Here is a 21,707-nt window from a genome sequence, read left to right on the forward strand (position 1 = left end):
CAGCAAAACTGCGTCGCGGTTTTGCGTCAGGAATTGTGTAAAAACAAATAGATAGAGCATTGGAGGCGAAATTATTCCGCCGAAAATGCGCGTCACGAAGACGCGACCCGACGGCCCACCTCCTCCAGCCAGTGATCGCGGATGCCGAGCGCCTCGAGATGCTCAAGTGTGCTCAAGACATAGTCCTCGTTTCGCCCGGATTGGCCGACCGCGCCGCGAACGATCCTGGCCGCGTGATCGGCGTCGAGCGCGCCGGCATACTGCTCATGCCGGCGGTCGACGGTGTAGGCGACCGCCTCGACCGCGCCTCCACCATCCAGCCGGACATCGAGAATGCGTTCGAGATAGATGCTGGTGACCAGCTCGCGCTCGCGCAGATAGGAAAGCACCTCGTCGCGCAAATTGCCGGGAACACGGTAGGCGAGGCCGACGCAGGAGCCGCCCCGGTCGAGGCCGAGCACCAGGCCCGGCCGCGCGCGCGTGCCGCGATGCACGAAGGAATAGACGCAAAGCGAGCGGCGATAGCCGTAGAGCCGGGCGCGACGCGTCTCGACATGGGCAAATCCGGGCCGCCAGATCAGCGACCCGTAGCCAAAAACCCAAAAATCGCCCATATCGCCAAGCCTGATCGCATTCGAGTGAACGACACCGCACCGCCGAGGTGCTTCTTCTGGCCCCCGCTTGTTTGCGTATTGGTAAATGCCCGCTCGCCGGGTTAACGAGAGCCGCAGCATGACGTCAAGTGATGAGCGATCGCCCAAACTTCGCCGCCGGCTGTTCTGGCTTGCCGCACTCCTTGTCGTGCTATTCGCCGCCTATAGCGGCGGCTGGTTCTATCTCGCCGACAGGCTCAAGACCGAGGCAGATCAGGCGGTGGCGAGACTGGGCAGCAAAGGCATCGCCGCCGGCTGCGCCAACCTGACCGTCAGCGGCTACCCGATGAGCTTCACGGTCTCCTGCGACAACATCGCCTATGAAGACGACACCAGGAAGGTCGCCGCCTCCACCGGCAGCTTCAACGCCGTCGCCTGGATCGCCGGCCCCTTGTCGCCGGTCGCCGACCTGCGCGGGCCGTTGAGAACGACGGCGCCCGGAATGCCGCCGCTCTGGATCGACTGGGACCGGTTGCAGGCCAATGTCAAAGTGTGGTGGCCGTTGCCAAGGAGCGTTTCCGTGCAGGCTGAAGGCCTGAACGGTCAGACCGACCCGCAGGACGACACGGATCCGATGCAATTGTTCAGCGCCGGCAAGGCGGCCGGCCAATTGCAGCCGGCCGGCCAGGACATCAATTATGTCGGCAGCTTCGGCGACCTGGAGATCAACGCAGATGCTATCGACGGGCGCGCACTTCCGGCGCTGGACGGCAGTGGCGACGTGACGCTGAAGAACGGCGTGGCGCTGATGGCAGCGCCCCCGAAGAGCCTGCGCGGCCAGTCGATCGAGATCGCCAAGCTCGACCTGTCGTCCGGCACGGCGCGCATCACCGTTTCCGGACCGGTCTCCGTTGACGCGGAAGGGCTGGTCGACGCAAACCTGACGATCAAGCTCAATGATCCCAAGGCGGTGGCGGCCATCCTCGGCGGCGCCATGCCGGAACACAAAAACGAGATCGGGCAGGGCTTTGCTGCCATTGCCATGCTTGGCAAGGAACCCTCCTTGCCGCTCAAGATCGTCAAGGGCAAGGCTTCGCTGGGCTTCATCCCGCTCGGCAAGGTCAAGCCGCTTGAATAGAGCGTGGTCCCGAACCGAAGGTCAGCATAGCAAAAGGTGGGGACCGGTTTTCGGGTGAGATCATGCCGACTGAGAAGAGTAAAGCAACGATGCCGCAGCCGGTCAGACTGCTCAGCGTCGGCGCCTTCACCCTCGACACGATCCTTCGCGTCGAAACGCTGCCCGCGCATCAAGGCAAGTTCATCGCCAGCGACGGCGTCCAGATCGCTTCCGGCATGGCGACAAGCGCCGCCTGCGCCGCTCGGCGTCTCGGCGCCGAAGTCTCGCTATGGGCGAGCGCGGGCGACGATCCGGTCGGCGACCAGCTTATCGCCGACATTCAGGCCGAAGGTATCGACTGCAGCCTAATCCGCCGGGTTCCCGGCGCGCGATCGGCGCTGGCCGCGATCCTGGTGGATGCGCATGGCGAGCGCATCATCGTCCCCTTCTACGACAAAAAGGCGCAAGCCGACCCGGAGGCGCTGCCGCTTGCCGACCTCTCCGGCTTCGACGCCGTGCTGGTGGATGTCCGCTGGCCGGGCGCCGCGGCGCTGGCTCTGGGCGCGGCCAGATCGACCGGCCGTCCGGCGATCCTCGACGCCGACACCGCGCCGATCGAGGTGCTGGAGCGGCTCTTGCCCTTGGCCTCGCACATCGTCGCTTCCGAACCGGCGGCGCGCATCGTCTGCGGCCACGCGCTCGACCCCGAAAGCGCCTGCGCCGACCTCGCTTCGCGCACCGATGCCTTTGTCGCGGTGACCGGCGGCGCGGCCGGCACCTGGTGGCACGACCGCGCGACTCGGCACGTGCGCCATGTCGAGGCGCCGAAGGTCAAGGCAATCGACACGCTCGCCGCCGGCGACGTCTTCCACGGCGCCTTCGCCGTCGGCCTCGCCGAGGCCATGCCCATGGAGGAAGCCCTGCGCTTTGCCAGCGCCGCCGCGGCGCTCAAATGCCTGCGCTTCGGCGGCCGCCTCGGCGCGCCGGATCGGGCCGAAACGCTGGCGATGATGGCGGCGCACTGGCCGCCAGCCCAGGGCTAGAACGCAAGAGTATCTCCGCTATTTCCGCGAAATCGGCACAAACGCTGGGGTTGGCGTAAGTCGCTCAACCTCGTCATTCCAGGGCGGAGCAGCCGCGAAGCGGCGTCGCGGAGATCCATTCCGTGACCTGAGCCATGGAATGCGGCGGAGCAGAATTCTGCACCGCGACAGCGCTCGGAAGTCACGGAATGATCCTCGGGTCTGCGCGCGTCGCTTCGCTCCTTGCTCCGCCCGTGGATGACGATCGCGATGGGCGTTTCGGCCAATCTCCATCGCATGCGCCTGCCCAGGCTGACAGGTCAATCCACGCCAGAGAACGAGGGAAAAGCCTAAGGCTTGGCCGGGTGCTCGACCGCCTGGCGGCCAAAATCCGGCACATCGATGTCCTGGCCGGCCTCGATGATCGAACGGCGGATTGCGCGGGTGCGGGTGAAGAGGTCGAACAGCTTCTCGCCGTCGCCCCAGCGGATCGCCCGCTGCAGCGAGGCCAGATCCTCCGAGAAACGCGCCAGCATCTCCAGGATCGCGTCCTTGTTGTGCAGGCACACGTCCCGCCACATGGTGGGGTCGGAGGCGGCAAGACGGGTGAAGTCGCGGAAGCCGGAAGCGGAATATTTGATGACTTCGCTTTTGGTCACCGCTTCCAGATCGTCCGCCGTGCCGACGATGTTGTAGGCGATGATATGCGGCAGATGCGAAACGATCGCGAGCGTCATGTCGTGGTGCTGCGGGTCCATCGTGTCGATGTTGGAGCCGCAGCGCCGCCAGAATTCCGAAAGCGTCTCGAGCGCCGCGGGATCGGTGCCCGGCAGCGGCGTGAAGATGCACCAGCGATTCTCGAAGAGATCGGCAAAGCCGGCATCGGGCCCGGACTTTTCCGTGCCGGCCAGCGGATGTCCGGGGATGAAGTGCACGCCTTCGGGCACATGCGGCTGCATTTGCGCGATGACGGAGGCTTTGGTCGAGCCGACATCGGTGAGGATGGCGCCCTTCTTCAGCGCAGGCGCGATCTCGGCCGCAACCTCGCCGGAAGAGCCGACCGGAACCGAGACGATGACGAGATCGGCGTCACGCACCGCTTGGCTGGCGTCGGTGCTGTAAGAATCGCCAAGGCCAAGCTCCTCGGCACGCTTGAGCGTCGAAGCGCTGCGCGTCGCTATGGCGATATGGTGCGCCAGGCCCTCACGGCGGATGACGCGGGCGAGCGACGAGCCGATAAGGCCGATGCCGACCAGCGCTATTTTCTCGAACATCGGTGATGCCATGGTGTCTAGCTTTTCAGGAAGGTCTTCAGCGCATCGATGACGCCGCGATTGGCTTCCTCGGTGCCGACGCTCATGCGCAGCGCATTGGGGAAGCCGTAGCCGGTGACGCGGCGCAGGATGTAGCCGCGGGCGCTCAGATAATCGTCCGCCGCCGCCGCCGAATGTTTGTTGCCGTCGGGAAAATGGATCAGCACGAAATTGCCGACGCTGGGCGTGACGCGCAGGCCGAGCCCGGTCAGCTCGGCGCTGAGCCAGGCCAGCCATTTCTCGTTATGCGCCACGCTGCGCTCGATATGGGCGCGGTCGCGGATCGCGGCGATGCCGGCCTCAATCGCTGTAGCGTTGACGTTGAAGGGGCCGCGAATGCGGTTGATCGCATCGACAATATGCGCCGGCCCGTACATCCAGCCGATACGCGCGCCGCCGAGCCCGAGCTTGGAGAAGGTGCGGGTCATCACCACGTTCTCGGAACTGCCGGCGAGCTCGATGCCGGCCTCGTAGTCGTTGCGCCGCACATATTCGGCATAGGCCGCGTCGAGCACCAGGAGCACGTTCTTCGGCAATGCAGCGTGCAGCCGGCGCACTTCCTGGAACGGCACATAGGTGCCCGTCGGATTGTTGGGATTGGCGAGAAACACGATCCGCGTCGCCGGCGTCACCGCGGCCAAAATCGCGTCGATGTCGGCGCGCTCCTCGGTCTCCTTCACCGCCACCGGCTTGGCGCCCGCCGCCTGGATATAGATTTTGTAGACCATGAAGGCGTGCTCGGTGAACACGGCCTCGTCGCCCGGCGCGAGATAGGTCTGCGCCAGCAGCCCCAGGATCTCGTCGGAGCCGTTGGAGCAGATGATGTTGGCCGGATTCAGCCCATGCACCTCGGCGATCGCCTCGCGCAGCCGGCGGGCGGTGCCATCGGGATAGACATCGAGCTTCGCCGCCACTTCGCGCACGGCCTCGATCGCCTTCGGCGAGGGCCCGAGCGGGTTTTCGTTCGCCGACAGCTTATAGACCTTCGTCACGCCGGCCGGCGCGGTGCTTTTTCCCGGCACATAGGCCTCGATGTCCATGATGCCCGCGCGGGGCGTCGGACGGGGCTGATCCTGCTTCATGTCACAAATCCGTCGAGAAAGCCTTCAAGGCCGCAGCGGAAATACAGGCCACGGGCTGGAATGTCGAGTGGCGGCGCCTGGCACCCGCATCCGGTCGCGAGGAGGCCACCCGTTGACGAAGCGCGGCGCTGGTCCTAGAAGGATTGCCAGACTCCCGTGGTGATTTGGCCGGTCGGCTTGCAGCCACGTTAAACAACTCGCTAAAGGGCCGTTTGCAACCTGTAACCGGCTTTGCGACGGCAATGCCGGTTTTTTATTGTCCGCTGCCGGCCGGACACCGCATCGGGACGAGACCGATGCGGGACAGGATGAGGACGGACATGGCCGCTCAGCGTGCTGCAAGAACCAACGACGAGGCCGACCATCCGTCGAGCCCGGTGCTGCGGTTCGGCCCGGACAAGCCGCTGAAGCTCGACGCCGGAACGCTGCTCTCGCCCTTCCAGATTGCCTACCAGACCTATGGCACGCTCAACGACGCGCGTTCCAATGCCATCCTCGTCTGCCATGCGCTGACCGGCGACCAGCACGTCGCCAACACCAATCCGGTGACCGGCAAGCCGGGCTGGTGGGAGGTGCTGATCGGCCCTGGCAAGATCATCGACACCAACCGTTTCTTCGTCATCTGCTCCAACGTCGTCGGCGGCTGCCTCGGCTCGACCGGCCCGGCCTCGACCAACCCGGCGACCGGCAAGCCCTACGGGCTCGACCTGCCGATCATCACCATCCGCGACATGGTGCGCGCGCAGGCGATGCTCATCGACCATTTCGGCATCGAGAAGCTGTTTTGCGTGCTTGGCGGCTCGATGGGCGGCATGCAGGTGCTGGAATGGGCAGCAACCTATCCGGAGCGCGTGTTCTGCGCCCTGCCGATCGCCACTGGCGCCCGCCATTCCTCGCAAAACATCGCCTTCCATGAGGTCGGCCGGCAGGCCGTCATGGCCGATCCCGACTGGCATGGCGGCAAATATCTCGATTTCGGCAAGCGGCCGGAAAAAGGGCTCGCCGTTGCGCGCATGGCCGCTCACATCACCTACCTTTCGGAAGCCGCGCTTCACCGCAAGTTCGGCCGCAATTTGCAGGACCGCGAGGCGCTGACCTTCGGCTTCGACGCCGATTTCCAGATCGAGAGCTATCTGCGCCATCAGGGCATGACTTTCGTCGACCGCTTCGACGCCAATTCCTACCTCTATCTGACCCGCGCGATGGACTATTTCGACCTTGCCGCCGATCACGGTGGGCGCCTCGCCGACGCCTTCGCCGGCACCAAGACGCGTTTTTGCCTGGTCTCCTTCACCAGCGACTGGCTGTTCCCGACCGAGGAGAGCCGATCGATCGTGCATGCCTTGAACGCGGCGGGCGCTTCCGTCTCCTTCGTCGAGATCGAGACCGATCGCGGCCACGACGCCTTCCTGCTCGATGAGCCGGAGCTGTTCGCGGCCATCAACGGCTTCATCGCCTCCGCCGCCCGCGCGAGGGGGCTCAGCCTATGACCCCGAACCGAAGGTCAGCGAACGCAAAAAGTCGCGGACTTTTCGGACCGGCATCATGCGCCATGCAGGAGGCGAAGCCATGAGCGTCAATCGCGCCCAGCGTGTCGACCTCGAGGTCGTCACCGATCTCATCCCGGCCAATTCGCGCGTCCTCGATGTCGGCTCGGGCGACGGACTGCTTCTGGAACTCCTGCAGGAGACCAAGCAGGTCGACGGCCGCGGGCTGGAACTGTCGCAGCGCGGCGTCAACGAATGCGTGGCGCGCGGCCTTTCCGTCGTTCAGGGCGATGCCGACAAGGACCTCGAATTCTATCCCGACAAGGGCTTCGATTTCGTCGTGCTCTCACAGACCCTGCAGGCGACCCGCAACCCGAAGCTGGTGCTCGACGAGCTGCTTCGTATCGGCAACCGCGCCATCGTCTCCTTCCCCAATTTCGGCCACTGGCGCGTGCGCTTCTCGCTGTTGGTCAAGGGCAGGATGCCGGTCACCAAGGACCTGCCCTACTCCTGGTACGACACGCCCAACATCCATTTCTGCACCATCCGCGACTTCGTCAACCTGTGCGAGGAACTCGGCGCGACCGTCGAGAAGGCAACCGCGCTCGACGCCAACGGCCAGAAGATCGGCCTGTCGATGCCTTGGTGGTTCTGGAATTTTTTTGGTCAGCAGGCGGTGTTTTTGCTGAGGCGATGACGGAAATTCGTTTCTTTCGTCGATCGCCGGCAGTGGTGGAAATCCCCCCGAATATTCTTTCCGAAATACGGGCGGGAATTCTCGTCTGCACATCGCCGCGCAGCGGTCATCTTGCAGGTTTGATGGCTTCCGCCGGGCTGGGCCATCCGCTGGAATGGTTCGGCGGCGACGTCTGCTGGAGCTGCCGGATTATCCGCGAGATCCCCGCGCCCAGCTACTGCGTGCGCTGACAGGGGCGGTCCTCTACCGGCGTCTATGCAATCAAGCTCTTTGCGAGTCAGTTCGCACAACTTGTCGATAAGATAACTCATCTGACAAATTCGCAGCGCATAATTGCATCCCGATCGTTTGACAGCATGCTGTTAGGACTATAGCCACTGGGTTGATCAACCGGTTGTGCCGCGATGGCTGAACATCCCACCTATTCTATTGTCTTGGAGATGGAGAATGCTAAATCCATCGACTGGGACGAGATTGGCCTTGGGCTGAAGGCCTTGGCGCGCGAGATCGCCCAGGCTTCCGCTACTGGATATCCGAAGCCGAAGGTCATAATCTCGCACGGCGGCCTCGAAACTGACGCAGTCTCACTGCGAAGCAGCATCGGAGCTGAAGCGCCACAACTGGAGCAGGTTGCCGATCTGGCCTTCGCGGCGTTCCCTGGCGGCAGATATTACGACCTCAAGAACAACGGCATTCCCTCGTGCGAAGGGAGCGTCCTTGTTTTTCTCGATTCCGATACAGTTCCGGAACGGAACTGGCTCTCAACTCTACTGAAACCCTTCGTCGACCAGCCTGAAACCATCTGTGTGAATGGACACACCTATCTTTCATACGATGACTTCTTTTCGCGAACCTTCGCATTGATCTGGTTTTTCCCGATGGCTGAGGGAGACGAGAGATTCGCCTCGAAGCGTGCTCTCAACGCCAACAACATCGCCTTTCGGCATGACTGGATATCCAGTCACCCATTTCCAGCCCACAACGGCTTTAAGGTCTCGTGCACGTTGCTGATGCACCGGCTTTGGAGCGAAGGCCACAAGATAGTCAACGTGGACGCACGCGTTCACCACTACTCGCCGCGGGGCTGGGGGTTCTTCTTTTGGCGCGCGCTGGTAACCGGCAGGGACGCCGATCGAAAATTCGTCGAGCTTCATGCACCTGGCAGGGCTCGGCGTATCGTCAAATCCTTCACGCGCTGGGGGACTATGTCTTGGCGCACGATCCGGCGAGTGACAGGCCATGCGCGGCAGACCGGCATGCCGTTCTGGCAAATCCCGTTTGCTGTCATTGTCGGACTGGCGTTCTATACTCTGGCGTTTTTCGGCCATTTCAGCCTGGCGGCCGGCCTTGTCCGCGACGAGGTCGAAATGGTGCCGGACTATATCGGGCACAGCTAACGCCAATCTTTTCTCGCTAGCCAGGCACATCCGTAGCCTTATGCGGATGCTCGACGCCGTCAGCGAAGATCACGTCGGATTGCGAGTTCTCGGTGCGCGGCGAAAGGATCGCCTGATAGGCCGGTGAATTGTACCAGTCCCGCATGTGCTGCCTGCCGGGGGATTCGATGACGATCAGGTGCCCGGGCCAAGGGCAAAACCGTCCGTTGGTTCCTGTTGGCGGGCCGCCTAATCAACAGGAAGGCCAGTTGTGTTGCCATCAGACCGCAATGTTGCGGAAAAACCGCTAATTTCGGCATTTCTCGGCCGGCCTGGCGTGACACAAAGGGGGGTTTTTTGTAGCGTCGGCCGCAAATCAGAGGTGGGACACGAAGATAGCCATCGGACCCATCCGACAAACGCTAGATCCGACCGGTGGTGGCAGCCCGATGTCGAGCCAGGACGTTCCGCTGATCTCAGTGATCACGCCGACCCACAACCGCCGCAGCCAGGTCGTGCGCGCGGTGGAAAGCGTTCTGGCGCAGACACTTACCCGCTTCGAGCACATTGTGGTCGACGATGGTTCGACCGACGGGACGGCCGCTGCGCTCGCCGAAATCCGCGACCCGAGGCTGATTTATGTCGGCGCCAAATGGCGCGGCGCAAATGCCGCGCGCAATGCGGGCATCGAGCGCGCGCGGGCGCCGGTCGTGACGTTTCTCGATTCGGACGATGTCTATCTGCCGGACCGGCTGGAACGGACGCTGGCGCGCTTCGACGGGAACCCCTCGCTCGAAGTCCTCATCAGCTCGTTCGTATCGCTGAAGGGCGGCCGCAGCACCAAATGCATCAATCGCGACGCCTTCCTCGACAAGAGCACGCTGCAGCGCGCCCTGGTCTCGCAGACCATCTTCATTGCCGGCTCGGCGATCACCGCAAGGCGCGAGTCGCTGCTGGCGATCGGCGGCTATGACAGCGACATCACGCGCATGCAGGATCGCGAATTGCTGCTGCGCTTTGCCCAACGCGGCGGCGCCTTGCTGTCCGAGGACATCGACTGGAAGAAGTACAATTCGGAGAATTCGATCTCAGGCCGCCGCGATGGCTATGTCGAGGCCTATGCCAGTCTGATCGACAAGCATCCTTATATCGCCGACCGCTATCCCGACGTTCCGCCTTACATGATAGCGCGCCAGATCATCGCCGATATCCTCAAGGGCAGGTTGCCGCAGGCGTTTTCGGGCTATCATGCCAACCGGGCGTCCAAGTCGCTCGGCTACTCGCCCGCCGAACTCTTGCGCGGCTATGTCGTCGGCCGCCGCTGGCGGCGCGACTGCTATGATGAGTTCCGCGCCAAATACGGCGCCCGGGCGGTCTGAGAACCCCACGACGGCTATCTGTCGAGTTCCGGGAAATAAGGATCGGAAAACCGCTGCCGCAGGCGCTCGCCCAGCAGGCAATCGACCGGCATCGCATCCTCGACGTGGAAGGATCTGGCGTCTGTCAGGCCGCTGACTTCCTGGACCAGCTTGCGGCGGACGGCGGTGGAGAATTCGGACGCCGCGTAGATCGGCAGCACGAACGAACCGGCTCCTCCGGTCACGCAGTCGGCGTAGTAGCGGTCGAGACGGCCGACACTCGGCGACGGACTGATCAGTATAGGTAGGCCGTTGATGACGACACCCCTAGCAACGGCGGCGTCACGGGCTGCGGTGACGGGCAGCCCGGTATTGTTGGGCCCGTCTCCCGATATGTCGATGACGCGGCGTGGCGCCGAAAAGCCGGTTCTCTCCAGGAGCCCGGCGCCGAAGCCGAGGGCGCCCGAGATCGAGGTGCCGCGGAAGCTGCGGAACGGCCGCGTGGCGATCTTGTCGGCGAAGGCGTTGGCGCTGTCCTCGCCGTCGATGATCTGCCAGGCAATGGCCCCGTCCTCGCGCACGACGCCCGCCCATTCGAAATAGGCGAGCGCTATGCGGCCATTTGGACCCGCGCGTACGGCGTTGATGAAGTCGGGATGGCGTAGCGCTTCGACATAGCCGGCGCGCTGCAGGGCGAGTTCACGCTGGTCCATCGACTGCGAGATGTCGACGGCAAGCACAAGTTCCACGTCCACCGGCGCGCCTTTGCCCGGCATCGGCAATGGCGCCGCCTCGGCGCAGGCAAGGCACACAAGCAGGCCGAGCATCGCAAGCATGGCAGCCTCGAACGACCCGGCGGATTTTCCCGGCGATCACGGCGAAAATAAGCTATTTCTTCCCCTGGCGGGCAGCGATGGGTGGCGGCTCGATCGCGCCGGCGCGGACACGGGCCGGCTTCAAAGCCGGTGCGCCGGTATCCTTCACAATATTCAGCGCGCGCGGGAAGAACTGGGTGTTGTGCTGGCCCCGCCCGATATTGATGATTGCGGTTTCGGGCAGGCGCTTCTGCAGCATGGCCAGCACCCGCCGCAACGTCGGCCCGTCGAACGCATCCAGGGCTTCGTCGATGATCACCCATTTCGGCTTGCGCAAGGCGAGCCTGGCGAAAGCCAGCGCCCGTTGTTCGTCATCGCCGAGCTCGCGTTCCCATCGCCTGGGATGATCAAGAGTGGTTGCCAGTGGATCGAGGCCGACCTCGCCAAGCACCGCCGCGATCTCGGCATCGCTGGCCGGGGCCTTGCCGTTCGGATGATCGAGCACCTCGCGCAGCGTGCCGGCCGGGAAATAGGGCACGCGCGGCACGAAGATAGGGGTCTCGCCGGCCGGCAGGCCGATCCGCCCGCTCCCCCACGGCCACAGGCCGGCAAGGGCGCGGAAGAACAATGTCTTGCCTGCGCCCGGCTCACCGGTGATCATGACGCGCTCGCCGGCGTGGATTTCGACATCCGTCTGGGCAAGCTTGGTGCAGCCTTCCGGCGAAGCCACCTGAAGCGTGTCGAAGGTCAGGCTGCCATTGGCGTTTTCGCCGAACTGGATGTGTTTTTCCGTATCATGCAGCGCGTCGGTTTCGGTGAGCGCGATGCGGAAATCGGCCACGCGCATCAGCGTCGCGCGCCAGTCGGCTATGCTGCCGATGTTGTTGATGAACCAGCGCAGGGAAGAATGAACCTGGTTGAAGGCGCCGACCGCCATCATCAACCCGCCGAATGAGATGTCGCCCGAGAAATAGACCGGCGAAGCCACCAGGATAGGCGCCACCACCGTTATCCAGCCATAGGTGTCGGTCACCCAGGCCAGGTTGATCTGGGCGGTGAAGATGCGCCGCATGGCGCCCAGCACCGTGCCGAGATCGAGCTCGAGCCGGCGCCTGGCGTCTGGTTCGCCATGATAGAGCGCGATCGCATCGACATTCTCGTTGACCCGCACCATGGAGGAGCGCAGCTCCGCCTCGCGGGTGTAGCGCTCGCTGTTGAGGCCGATCAGCGGACGCCCGACCAGCCAGCTCAGCCACGAGGCGATGCCGGCATAGAGGAACGCGGCCCAGACCATGTAGCCCGGTATCTCCAGCGAATGGCCGCCGACATGGAACACGAAGCCGGAAGACAGCTCCCACAGCACGCCGATGAAGGAGACAAGCAGAATGAACGACTGCAGCAGGCCAACGCCCAGATCCGTCGACAGATCCGACAAATGAGCGGCATCCTGCTGCATGCGCTGGTCGGGATTGACGCCGATGGCGCCGGCATTGGCAAGCCGGAAGGCCCGCGCCGGGCGCATCCATTGATCGATCAGGTCGAGCGTCAGCGCCTCGCGCAGCCTCAGACGGATCATCTGGTTGAGCCAGGTCTGGCCGATATTGAGAACCAGCAGCCCGCCGGCGATCATCGCAAAGACCAGAAGCTGGTGCAGGAAGGCTGTCATGTCGCGTCGGGCCAGCGCATCGTAGAAAGGCTGGTTCCAGCGATTGAGCAGGACCTGTCCGACCGAGGTTGCGACGATGACCGCGACGATACCGATGGAGACCCAGGCAAGTTGCCTGCGCACCGGCGAGGATTTCAGCCCCAGCTTGATCGTCGCCACCTGGTCGGCGAGGCTGCTCGCCTCCACCGAGACAACGGGTTTCTGCGGCCCCGGCTTTTTATTGGTCTGGTCGTCCATGAAGAATATTCCTGGTTTCCGCTGCGGTCATGAACGCTGCGCCGAGCGAGCATGCCTTAGCTCGGGCATGCCTCAGATAGGGTGACGATTGCCGCGCGATGCAAGGCGCGGCGATCACGAACGCGTCACTTGGCCAGGCGCGGCATCAGCCGCACGCCGGCCAAGCCGCGTTGCCCCCTGCGGCGAGAAGACCGGCACGAAGACGCGGCGAGAGGCACGCTGCGCGACCGGCACGCCCTGGTAGAGCCGCTTCTGCGCCTCGACGACGATGACGCCGGAAAAGATCGGCCAGAACCGCCGGCCGGCCTTCTCCAGCACATTGTGGAAGCGCATCATGAAACGCCGCGGCGACGGCGGGAAGAACAGCGCATCGCTCCATGTCGCCGGGGTGAAATTCGCCTCCCGCAGCAGCTCGGTCAACTGGCCGCGCGAGAACGGTCGGCCATTGCCGAAGGGCGTGTGCTCGAACCGCGCCCAGACGCCGCGCCGGTTGGGCACAACGATGACCACACGCCCGGCCGGCGACAGCACCCGCCAGATCTCGTTCAGCGTCTCGCGCGGGTTTTCGGCATGTTCGAGCGAATGCACCAAAAGCACGCGGTCGATGCAGGAATCGACCAGCGGCAGCTCCTCGTCGAAGACCAGCGCCGTCGCCGTCGGCCCCGACACCGGCCATACCACCGCGCCTTGCGTTGCCGGCATGAAGGCGAAGACGCGCTCGGCATCGGTGCCGAAGCGTTCCAGCCATGGCAGCGCATAGCCGAGGCCGACCAGCCGCTCATTGGGAACGGTCGCCCATACGGACGACAGCGCCATGGTGATCGAATGCTCGGCCAGGCGCCCGAGCGTGGTCGAATAGAAGGAACGCAGGTCGACGATATCCGAATGCATGCGCGCGACGGTAGCTGCGAAGGGGCCCAAGTTCAACAAAGGCGGAGAGTTCAACAAAGGTGCCGAGTTCAACAAACCCGGATGACATCGGCGGCCGGCCGCCCTATGTCTGCGACGACAAAGGGAGACATGCGATGCCGGTCGAAATCGAGCAGTTCATGTGCCGCACCGACAATTTCGGCGTGCTGGTCCACGATCCCAAAAGCGGACAGACGGCGATCATCGACGCGCCGGAAGAAGCGCCGATCCTGGCGGCGGTCAAGCGCACCGGCTGGACGCCGACATTGATCCTCACCACGCACCATCATGCTGATCATGTCGAAGCCAACCTGGCGCTGAAGGAACGCTTCAAATTGCGCATCGTCGGCCCGGAAGCGGAGAAGGCGAAGATCCCCGGCATCGACGAGACGGTCAGCCAAGGCTCGGTCGTGCTCCTTGGCGAGGAACGCATCGAGGTCATCGAGACGCCCGGCCATACCGCCGGCCACGTCTCCTACTATCTGCCGGCCTCGAAAGTGGCCTTCACCGCTGATACGCTGTTTGCGCTGGGTTGCGGCCGCCTGTTCGAATGCAAGCCGCCGGTCATGTACGAATCGCTGAAGAAGCTGGCGGCGCTGCCGGCGCAAACCGCCATCTATTGCGGCCACGAATACACCTTGGCCAATGCCCGTTTCGCGGTGACGGTCGACCCGACCAACTCGGCGCTGAAGCAGCGCGCGGCGAGGATCGAAGCGCTGCGCGCCGACAACAAGCCGACATTGCCGACGACCATCGGCGAGGAGTTGTCGACCAACCCGTTCCTGCGCTGGCACGACCCGGCGATCCGTAAGCGTCTCGGCATGGAGAAAGCCTCGGATGCCGAGGTGTTTGCCGAGATCCGCAAGCGCAAAGACAATTTTTAGTTCCACCGCATGTCGACCAAAAGGCTCGACGTTCGTCGCAGCAAAGGCCGCCAATGACCAGCGCCGCCGAGATTATCGCAACGCTAGGCCTCAAGCCGCATCCCGAGGGCGGCTGGTACGCCGAGACCTTTCGCGACGCCGCGGGCGGCCCGCGCGGTCATTCGACCGCGATCTATTTCCTGCTCGAGCACGGCCAGCTTTCGGCCTGGCACCGGGTGAAGGACGCGGCCGAGGTCTGGCATTTTTATGCCGGAGCGCCGCTGGCGCTGTCGATGCATGAGGAAGGCGCAGGCGCCGTCATCGAGCAGGTGCTTGGCACGGCCCTTACCGCCGGCGAGCGGCCGCAGATCGTCGTGCCGGCCGGCTGGTGGCAGTCGGCGCGCAGCCTGGGCGAGTGGACGCTGGTCGGCTGCACCGTGGCGCCGGGCTTCGATTTCGCCGCTTTCGAACTGGCCGAGCCGGGCTGGCAGCCGGCTAGAGCAATTCCAGGAAAAGTGTGAGCGGTTTTCCGTCCGGAATTGTGTAAAAAACAAAGAGATAGGGCGTTTCGTCGTTTCCGTTAAACGGTGAAACGCACTAGGCGAGTAGAAGTCCCAGCGTGATCGCCAACTGGGCGGCATAGTAAAGCACCCAGACCGCATAGCGCATCCAGACGCGATGCGGCGAGATCGCCGCGAGCAGGAAGCGCTCGGCCGCCAGCAGCCCGTCCGAGGCGATGAACAGCACCGCGCCGGCAATCACCCAGGGATGGTCCGTGGTGAGCGCCGAAATGCCCATGGCGAGGATCGCCGCGACATAGACGGCGACCGGCGCGCGCAGTTGCGGGCCGACGCGGCGCCAGAGTGCGGCAAGCATGACGGTGCTGAATGCGGCCATGGCCAAGGCGATCGCGCCGCGCCAGGGTTCGGCGCTCAACAGGCCGAGCCCGCCGCCTGCCTGCGAAAACAGCGCTACATAGGCGATATGACCGGCGAGAAAGCTCGCCAACCCGCTGAGAAAGGCCTTTTCGCCGTCGCGTGACAGAAAGGCGTCGCCGACGGCGCTGAGTGCCAGCGCCGCGACGAGCAGCAGCGGACCGCCCTGCATGGCGGCAAGCACGGCCAGCAAAGCCACGGCAAGCGTCTTTGCCGCCGTGCGCGTCCACTTCGGCGGCATGTCGAGCGCAAAGGCGTAGATCACGGCCGCGACGAACGAGAACAAAAGCGTCGCGTTGGCGTTGGCCTCGACGCCGCCTGGAAACGGCATCATGCGTTGACCTCTTTCGCCGCCGGCTTGCGCATCAGCAGCGACTTCGCCGCGAGCGCAGCACCACCGGTGATGAGCACGCAGGCAGCGAGGATGCGCAGCGACGGCTCGGCGACGCCAGCGGCGATCAGCACCAGCGTCGACAGAAGCGGCGCGGCGTAGCTCGCGGCGCCCAGCACCTGGATGTTGCCGCGCTTGACGCCGATATCCCAGGCATAGAAGGCCGCGCCCACCGGCATCAGGCCGAGCCCGATGACGGCCAGCCATTGTCCGAGGCTGTCCGGCAGCACCGCCTTCTCAAGCAGCAGATGGCAGGCCAGCGACAGCGCCGACGTCGCCGCGCAGAACCAGGTGACGATCGAGGTCGGCACCGACGGAAAACGCCGCGACAAGAGCGAATAGGACGACCACAAGAGCGCGCAGACGGCCGCCATCGCATAGCCGAAGGCGTAGCGCGCGTCGAAGGCCAGCCCGCCGCCCTTGGTGACGATCAGGAAGGTGCCGGCAAGGCCGAGCAGCGCCCCGACGACATGGTTCCAGGCAAGCCGCTCGCCCGGCATCAGCGCCGAGCCGAGCACGATCAGCAGCGGCCACAAATAGGCGATCAGGCTCGCCTCGACCGCCGGCGCATTGCGCAGCGCCGTGAAGTAGAAGAAATGATAACCGAATAGCCCGGCAATGCCGATCACCCAGACTTGGCGAGGGATCTTCCGGCCCCGGTCGGAAGCCGGCATCACCAGCCGCGCCACGAGCCCGACGCAGGTGCCGATGGCGAAGGTGATGGCCGACAACAGGAAGGGTGGCACCTGTCCGGAAGCGTTGGTGAGCAGCGCCAGCAGCGCCCACATGGCGACCGCCGAAAACCCGATCAGTGTTGCGCGCCCCATATTTCCCCCGCCGGCGCGCGGTGGCGCCTGTCCTAATTTACCGCCTCGAACCGTCTCGCGCTGATGGTCAGCGGACCAATCTGGGTCCCGACCGTGGCGCGGATCGGCGCATATATGCCGGATTGGCCGAGCGGTGCAAACGTCACCAGCATGCGGCTCTTGTTCTTCAGGAAATTCAGTGCCTTGCGGCCCTTGCGATAGCCCGCCACCGGCTCGAAGCCCATTTTGCAGGTCACCGTGTCGCCCTTGTAGCCCGGCACCGAGATCGATCCCTTGGAGGCATAGGTCAAGGTCAGGTCGGCGCGCATCTCGCCATCATAGAACTTGACCGTGCGTCCGCAGACCTTGTCCAGGCTGTCGGCATGGATGACGGTCGCGGCCATCGGATCGAGCACCGATTTCAGGTCGCTATCGCCCAGCGGCACCCAGCTCTTCGGATCGCGCTTCTTTGGCGCGGGAACGACTTGCGTGGAGGTGACGGCGCCGTTGTTGAAGCGGATATCGACCATCGAGGCCTTCTTGCCCGACGTATAGTCGGCCCGGAATGCGTGCGGCTGCATCTGTTTGCCGGAAATGGTGCCTTTCGAGGAAATCGTGCCTTTCGTGTCGTCGAACAACTTGCCGAGGCCGGCGGCCGAGACGGTGCCGTCAATGGCATAGTTGTCGCCTTGGTAGCGGCTAGAGAAAGTCGCCCTGGCGATCGAAAGGCCGAGAAACGACACCGTATACTCGCCCTTGAACGACTGCGGCGGCGCGGCGGCGAAGCTCGGTGCCGGCACGGCAACAGCAAGCAGGCTGGCAAGTGCATAAGAAGGACGGAGCATGGCGGCTGGCTGATCCCTGGCGGTTCGGCCGGAACGCAGCGGCTCCGGCCTGGCATATCCCTTCGCGATGGGCTTATACTGTGAAATCCGGCCTTTATATGGAGCGTGTCTGACAACGGGGCGCGTGCCGGAGCTTGACGCAGTGGTGAAATGCCACTATGGAACGCCAACTTTTCCAAAGGCCGCCTGACCGAGACCGCGCGCCGCCCGGCGCGGGCAGTATGGTTTGGCAGGTTTAGAAACTGAAGGTTAGACAAGATGTCCCGCACCTGCGAACTCACTGCCAAGGCAGTCCAGACCGGCAACAATGTGAGCCACGCCAACAACAAGACCAAGCGTCGCTTCCTGCCGAACCTGGTCAATGTGACGCTGATTTCCGAAGCGCTGAACCAGAATGTTCGCCTGCGCATTTCGGCCAACGCGCTGCGTTCGGTCGAGCACCGCGGCGGCCTCGACGCTTTCCTGGCCAAGGCCGACGTCAAGGAATTGTCGCAGCGCGCCCGTCTGCTCAAGAAGCAGATCGCCAAGAAGCTGGCCGAGCAGTCGGCCGCTTAAAGCAGCAGCTTTCAGGCGGGGGACGACCGCCTCGAGCCCCGGCCAGACCGGTGCTCGAAACAGGAGCGAGCGTCGGCATGACGCTCGGCTGGTTCCATTACCCAGGATAAAAAAATGTATTTCCTGACGCGATATTTGCCCTTCGTGGCCGCCATGGCGTTTGTCGTCGTGGCGTCGAACATCCTCGTGCAGTTCCCGATGCAGGGCCAAGTCGGTGGCCTGTCGTTGGCGGACCTGCTGACCTGGGGCGCCTTCACCTATCCTTTCTCCTTCCTGGTCACCGACCTCGCCAACCGCCGCTATGGCCCGGCCGTGGCGCGCAAGGTGGTGTTCGTCGGCTTCATGACCGCGGTGACCTGTTCGATCCTGATTCCGCCCTTCCTGTTCCGTCATGGACTGATCGAGTTCGAAACCGCCGCCGACCGGCTGGTGCGCATCGCAGCCGCCTCGGGAGCTGCCTTTCTCGCCGCGCAGTTGCTCGACGTCACCGTCTTCAACCGGCTGCGCCGGCAGAGCTGGTGGCGCGCGCCGATCGTCGGCACGCTGGTCGGCTCCATCTTCGATACCGTCGTCTTCTTCGGCGTCGCCTTCTCCGCCGCCTTCGCCTTTGCCGGTCCCAACGACAGCTTCGCGCTGGAGACCGCGCCGCTGATGGGTGTGCTGCCGGTCGAGACGATGCGCTGGGTCTCCTGGGCGCTCGGCGACCTTTCGGTCAAGCTGATCATCGCCGTGGTGGCGCTGATCCCCTACCGGCTGCTCGCCGCGCGCTGGAGCCAGCCGGCGGTCGCGGTCGGAGCATGATCCCAGCAAGTGGAATCGGGCCGTGATCCCCTGGGTTCAGCTTGACTCCGCCCGCACGCCCGATGGCGGCCAGGAGCTGCGCCTGAAGCGGCGCGGCGCTGAATTCTCGATCATGCTCGGCACCAACGAGCTGATGAACAGCCGCCTCAGCGGTTCCGAGGAAGCGCTGGCCAGGCTTTCCTGTCAGCGTATCGCCGGACGCGAGCGGCCAAGCATCCTCATCGGCGGGCTCGGCATGGGCTTCACCTTGCGCGCCGCCCTCGCCGCGCTCGATCGGAACGCTGCCGTCACCGTGGCCGAACTCGTCCCCGCGGTCGTCGACTGGGCACGCGGTCCCATGGCGGAAATCTTCGGCGGCTGTCTCGACGATCCCCGCGTCACCATTCGCGAGGCCGATGTCGGCCAGGTGATAGGGGCGGAGAAAGCCGTCTGGGACGCGATCCTGCTCGATGTCGACAATGGTCCCGAAGGCATCGTCCACAAGGGCAATGACACGCTCTATGGCGCCGCCGGCCTTGCGGCCGCGCGCACCGCGTTGAGGCCCGGCGGCGTGCTGGCGGTCTGGTCGCAGGGGCCGGACAGCGGCTTCACCCGGCGGCTGAAACAGGCCGGCTTCGCGGTCGAGGAGATCAGCACGCGGGCCAACGGCAAGCGCGGCGCCCGCCACGTCATCTGGATCGCAACCAATCAGGGCTGACGCTTTCAGCCACAGCCGCGGCGGCTTTACGCTTTGTTACGCCCGATCGTGCAGGATCGCGAAAATTCTCCAGAGTGGTCCGACGTTTCACGGAAACGGCGGACCACTCTATCTCTTTGTTTTGACGCAATTCCTGACGGAAAACCGTGGCACACTTCTCCTGGAATTGCTCTAGGGCATTGCGACCAGCATGACCGTGCAAGGCACCGGTTGGAAAAACGACCTTCTGCTTGCGCTGTGCGCCACACTGGTGGTGCTGACGATCAACGCCGTTTCCGGCTTCCCCACCCTTGCCAACTACGGCGCCGACAATGACAGCATGCTGCGGCTGGTGGAGGTTCGCGACCTGCTCGGCGGGCAAAGCTGGTTCGATCTCCACCAATACAGGATGGGAACCTCGGGCGGCTTCGTCATGCACTGGTCGCGCTTGGTGGACATGCCGCTCGCGCTGATCATCATGGCCTTCGAAGCGCTGGGTGCCGGCCCCGCCACCGCCGAGCGCGCCGCGCAGATCATCTGGCCGACCCTCCTCTACGGGCTGACCATATTCGTGCTCATGCGCGCCTCGCAGCGCTTCGCCGCTGCGAATGTCGCGATGCCGGCAGTCATTCTGTCGACGGCGGCGCTTTTCTACCTGGTGATCTACAGCCCGGGCGTGATCGATCACCACAATGTCCAGCTGCTTCTGACGGCGGCCGGCCTCTGGCTTCTGATGGAAGCGCCCTCTTGGCGGCCCGCGGCCCTTCTGTCGGGCATTTGCGCCGGCCTGACACTCGCGGTCGGCATGGAGACGGCTCCCTATGTGGCGGTGCTCGGCATCTGCGCCGCTGTCCTGTTCATCCTCGACGACAAGGAGCGCGGCACGGCGCGAGGCTTCGGCATCGGATTTGCCGGCATCGCCTCCCTGGTCTTCGTGGCGACCATCCGGCCCGCCGACTGGGGCGTGGCCCAATGCGACGCCTTCTCCTCCTTCCAGTTCGCCGTGGCCGCATTGTCCGGCTTCGGCCTCGTGATCGCCAGTACCTTTGCCGCGTCCAGCCGCCGGGCGCGGCTGGTTTCGGTGCTGGCGCTGATGGCGGCGGTCGCGGTCATTGTGATCGTGTTCTTCCCGCAATGCCTGGCATCGCCCTATGCGGGCATGGACGAACGTATCCGCACCTATTGGCTGGCCGACGTGGTCGAAGCGCAGCCCTTCTGGAGCGTCGCCATCCACCAGCCGAAGCTGATGGCTGCGCGCTATGTGACGCCCTTCATCGCGATCCTGCTGGTCGGCTTTCAGCTGCGAACCCGTCGCCTGCGCCGCGAGGAAACGCTCGCCGCCATCCTGCTCGTCGTCGCCTTCGGCGTCAGCCTATGGCAGGTGCGCGGCTCGACTTTCTCCGTCGCCTTCGCCGTGCTGCCGCTCTCGGCCTGGATCGCGAGAATCCGCCTGCGGGCGGACGCCGCGCCCTCATGGCGCCTTTCCACCGGCATCGTCATGGCGTGGCTGGTCTCGCTCAACGCGACCTGGGCCGGGGTCGCGGTAGCGGCGCAGTCCGTGGTTCGGCAGGCGCCACAGCGGGTTAATTCCGACCCCGACCATGCCGTGACCTGCGGCAAGCCGGGCGACTTCCACGATCTTGCCGCGATGCCCGCGACGACGGTGCTTGCCTCGTCCAATCTCGGCTCGGGAATATTGACCTTCACCGGCCATCGGGCGCTGGCCGGCCCTTACCACCGCAATGTCGGCGGCAATCTCGCCATGCTCGACGCGTTCATGGGGACGCCGGACGCCGCCCGCGCCGTCATCGAACGCGAGCATGTCGGGCTGGTCGCGATCTGCCGCGGCAACACGGAAGAGATATCGCTGGCTCTGGACGCGCCGAAGGGCCTTGTCGCGGCGTTGCTGCGGGGCGACCTGCCTGAGTGGCTCGAACTGGACCAGTCTACCGCGGGAAAGCCGATCGAGATCTACAAGGTTCGTTGAATATCGGCCCGCGGCCATATCAGCATCGTCGACAGCGCCCTTCGCAACACGGCTGCTCTGCGCTGATGCAATTTCACTGCGTGATTTAGAAAACCGCTATCGAAATCAGTTCCGTGGATCGTTGCAATCCAGCCTGTGCTTTGGTTAGCATCTCGTTTAGGCGGCGATATATGTAT

22 protein-coding genes, 1 pseudogene and 1 riboswitch are annotated in these 21,707 nt (G+C 64.3%); of the genes and pseudogenes, 13 read left to right on the forward strand and 10 right to left on the reverse strand.

Going from position 1 to position 21,707, the window contains the following annotated elements:
* Positions 1-92: 92 nt before the first annotated feature.
* On the reverse strand, positions 93-614 hold the full coding sequence (locus LB535_RS19215) for a gamma-glutamylcyclotransferase (protein ID WP_224633319.1): 522 nt from the start codon (positions 612-614) through the stop codon (positions 93-95).
* 118 nt (positions 615-732) lie between these two features.
* Between LB535_RS19215 and LB535_RS19220 the strand changes: the two genes are divergently transcribed.
* A complete protein-coding gene (locus tag LB535_RS19220) occupies positions 733-1,731 on the forward strand; it encodes a DUF2125 domain-containing protein (RefSeq protein ID WP_224633320.1) in 999 nt (332 codons plus the stop codon).
* A gap of 89 nt (positions 1,732-1,820) precedes the next feature.
* A complete protein-coding gene (locus LB535_RS19225) occupies positions 1,821-2,753 on the forward strand; it encodes a sugar kinase (RefSeq protein WP_224633321.1) in 933 nt (310 codons plus the stop codon).
* 329 nt (positions 2,754-3,082) lie between these two features.
* On the opposite strand, the gene LB535_RS19230 is transcribed toward LB535_RS19225, so the two are convergent.
* The gene (locus LB535_RS19230; protein WP_224633322.1) at positions 3,083-4,018 is read right to left on the reverse strand and encodes a prephenate/arogenate dehydrogenase family protein; all 936 of its coding nucleotides are present in this window, start codon (positions 4,016-4,018) and stop codon (positions 3,083-3,085) included.
* A 5-nt stretch (positions 4,019-4,023) separates the two neighbouring features.
* Positions 4,024-5,127, reverse strand: a complete 1,104-nt coding sequence (hisC, locus tag LB535_RS19235) for a histidinol-phosphate transaminase (protein WP_224633323.1) — start codon at positions 5,125-5,127, stop codon at positions 4,024-4,026.
* A gap of 146 nt (positions 5,128-5,273) precedes the next feature.
* Positions 5,274-5,351, forward strand: a riboswitch (SAM riboswitch).
* Between the two features lie 96 nt (positions 5,352-5,447).
* Here hisC and metX point away from each other — a divergent pair.
* The 4 genes from metX (at position 5,448) to LB535_RS19255 (ending at position 8,708) form a co-directional block, all read left to right on the forward strand.
* The gene (gene metX / locus LB535_RS19240; protein WP_224633324.1) at positions 5,448-6,617 is read left to right on the forward strand and encodes a homoserine O-acetyltransferase MetX; all 1,170 of its coding nucleotides are present in this window, start codon (positions 5,448-5,450) and stop codon (positions 6,615-6,617) included.
* Between the two features lie 79 nt (positions 6,618-6,696).
* Positions 6,697-7,311 carry a methionine biosynthesis protein MetW gene (gene metW, locus LB535_RS19245; protein WP_095767561.1) on the forward strand — a complete coding sequence of 205 codons (615 nt, stop codon included), beginning with the start codon at positions 6,697-6,699 and terminating at the stop codon, positions 7,309-7,311.
* Entirely contained in the window at positions 7,308-7,541 is a 234-nt protein-coding gene (locus LB535_RS19250) for a hypothetical protein (protein WP_224633325.1), read from the forward strand. The genes metW and LB535_RS19250 overlap by 4 nt, the downstream gene beginning before the upstream one ends.
* A gap of 174 nt (positions 7,542-7,715) precedes the next feature.
* Positions 7,716-8,708: a glycosyltransferase gene (locus tag LB535_RS19255; protein WP_224633326.1), complete on the forward strand. Its 993-nt coding sequence runs from the start codon at positions 7,716-7,718 to the stop codon at positions 8,706-8,708.
* A 16-nt stretch (positions 8,709-8,724) separates the two neighbouring features.
* Here LB535_RS19255 and LB535_RS19260 read toward each other — a convergent pair.
* Positions 8,725-8,898, reverse strand: a pseudogene (locus LB535_RS19260) (DUF1330 domain-containing protein); the annotation flags it as partial.
* 238 nt (positions 8,899-9,136) lie between these two features.
* Here LB535_RS19260 and LB535_RS19265 point away from each other — a divergent pair.
* Complete coding sequence (locus tag LB535_RS19265) at positions 9,137-10,066, forward strand: glycosyltransferase family 2 protein (protein ID WP_224633327.1); 930 nt, start codon at positions 9,137-9,139, stop codon at positions 10,064-10,066.
* 14 nt (positions 10,067-10,080) lie between these two features.
* Here the strand turns inward: LB535_RS19265 and LB535_RS19270 are convergent, their stop codons facing one another.
* From LB535_RS19270 to LB535_RS19280, 3 genes are all read right to left on the reverse strand, one after another.
* A complete protein-coding gene (locus LB535_RS19270; protein ID WP_411969590.1) occupies positions 10,081-10,872 on the reverse strand; it encodes a DUF1194 domain-containing protein in 792 nt (263 codons plus the stop codon).
* A 61-nt stretch (positions 10,873-10,933) separates the two neighbouring features.
* On the reverse strand, positions 10,934-12,763 hold the full coding sequence (locus tag LB535_RS19275; protein ID WP_224633329.1) for an ABC transporter ATP-binding protein/permease: 1,830 nt from the start codon (positions 12,761-12,763) through the stop codon (positions 10,934-10,936).
* Between the two features lie 114 nt (positions 12,764-12,877).
* Entirely contained in the window at positions 12,878-13,654 is a 777-nt protein-coding gene (locus LB535_RS19280; RefSeq protein ID WP_095767455.1) for a class I SAM-dependent methyltransferase, read from the reverse strand.
* Between the two features lie 134 nt (positions 13,655-13,788).
* On the opposite strand from LB535_RS19280, the gene gloB reads away from it, so the two are divergent.
* Together gloB and LB535_RS19290 are read left to right on the forward strand one after the other, a co-directional pair.
* Positions 13,789-14,556 carry a hydroxyacylglutathione hydrolase gene (gloB, locus tag LB535_RS19285; protein ID WP_224527372.1) on the forward strand — a complete coding sequence of 256 codons (768 nt, stop codon included), beginning with the start codon at positions 13,789-13,791 and terminating at the stop codon, positions 14,554-14,556.
* Positions 14,557-14,609: 53 nt separating this feature from the next.
* Complete coding sequence (locus LB535_RS19290; RefSeq protein ID WP_140845872.1) at positions 14,610-15,056, forward strand: cupin domain-containing protein; 447 nt, start codon at positions 14,610-14,612, stop codon at positions 15,054-15,056.
* 76 nt (positions 15,057-15,132) lie between these two features.
* Here the strand turns inward: LB535_RS19290 and LB535_RS19295 are convergent, their stop codons facing one another.
* The 3 genes from LB535_RS19295 to LB535_RS19305 are packed head-to-tail and all read right to left on the reverse strand — an operon-like array spanning position 15,133 to position 17,512.
* Positions 15,133-15,804 carry a lysoplasmalogenase family protein gene (locus LB535_RS19295; protein WP_224633330.1) on the reverse strand — a complete coding sequence of 224 codons (672 nt, stop codon included), beginning with the start codon at positions 15,802-15,804 and terminating at the stop codon, positions 15,133-15,135.
* Entirely contained in the window at positions 15,801-16,688 is an 888-nt protein-coding gene (locus LB535_RS19300; protein WP_224633331.1) for a DMT family transporter, read from the reverse strand. Before LB535_RS19300 ends, LB535_RS19295 begins: the two co-directional genes overlap by 4 nt.
* A gap of 32 nt (positions 16,689-16,720) precedes the next feature.
* The gene (locus tag LB535_RS19305; protein ID WP_224633332.1) at positions 16,721-17,512 is read right to left on the reverse strand and encodes a DUF3108 domain-containing protein; all 792 of its coding nucleotides are present in this window, start codon (positions 17,510-17,512) and stop codon (positions 16,721-16,723) included.
* 258 nt (positions 17,513-17,770) lie between these two features.
* Between LB535_RS19305 and rpmB the strand changes: the two genes are divergently transcribed.
* The 4 genes from rpmB to LB535_RS19325 all read left to right on the forward strand — a co-directional run bounded on the left by rpmB (position 17,771) and on the right by LB535_RS19325 (position 21,531).
* On the forward strand, positions 17,771-18,067 hold the full coding sequence (gene rpmB / locus LB535_RS19310) for a 50S ribosomal protein L28 (RefSeq protein ID WP_095767449.1): 297 nt from the start codon (positions 17,771-17,773) through the stop codon (positions 18,065-18,067).
* A gap of 114 nt (positions 18,068-18,181) precedes the next feature.
* The gene (locus tag LB535_RS19315) at positions 18,182-18,868 is read left to right on the forward strand and encodes a queuosine precursor transporter (protein WP_224527360.1); all 687 of its coding nucleotides are present in this window, start codon (positions 18,182-18,184) and stop codon (positions 18,866-18,868) included.
* 22 nt (positions 18,869-18,890) lie between these two features.
* Positions 18,891-19,565, forward strand: a complete 675-nt coding sequence (locus tag LB535_RS19320; RefSeq protein ID WP_224633333.1) for a hypothetical protein — start codon at positions 18,891-18,893, stop codon at positions 19,563-19,565.
* A gap of 190 nt (positions 19,566-19,755) precedes the next feature.
* The gene (locus LB535_RS19325; protein ID WP_224633334.1) at positions 19,756-21,531 is read left to right on the forward strand and encodes a GtrA family protein; all 1,776 of its coding nucleotides are present in this window, start codon (positions 19,756-19,758) and stop codon (positions 21,529-21,531) included.
* The last annotated feature ends 176 nt before the right edge of the window (positions 21,532-21,707 follow it).

Origin of the sequence: Mesorhizobium sp. CA10, assembly GCF_020165285.1 — a bacterium.
In the GTDB taxonomy this organism is placed as follows: domain Bacteria; phylum Pseudomonadota; class Alphaproteobacteria; order Rhizobiales; family Rhizobiaceae; genus Mesorhizobium.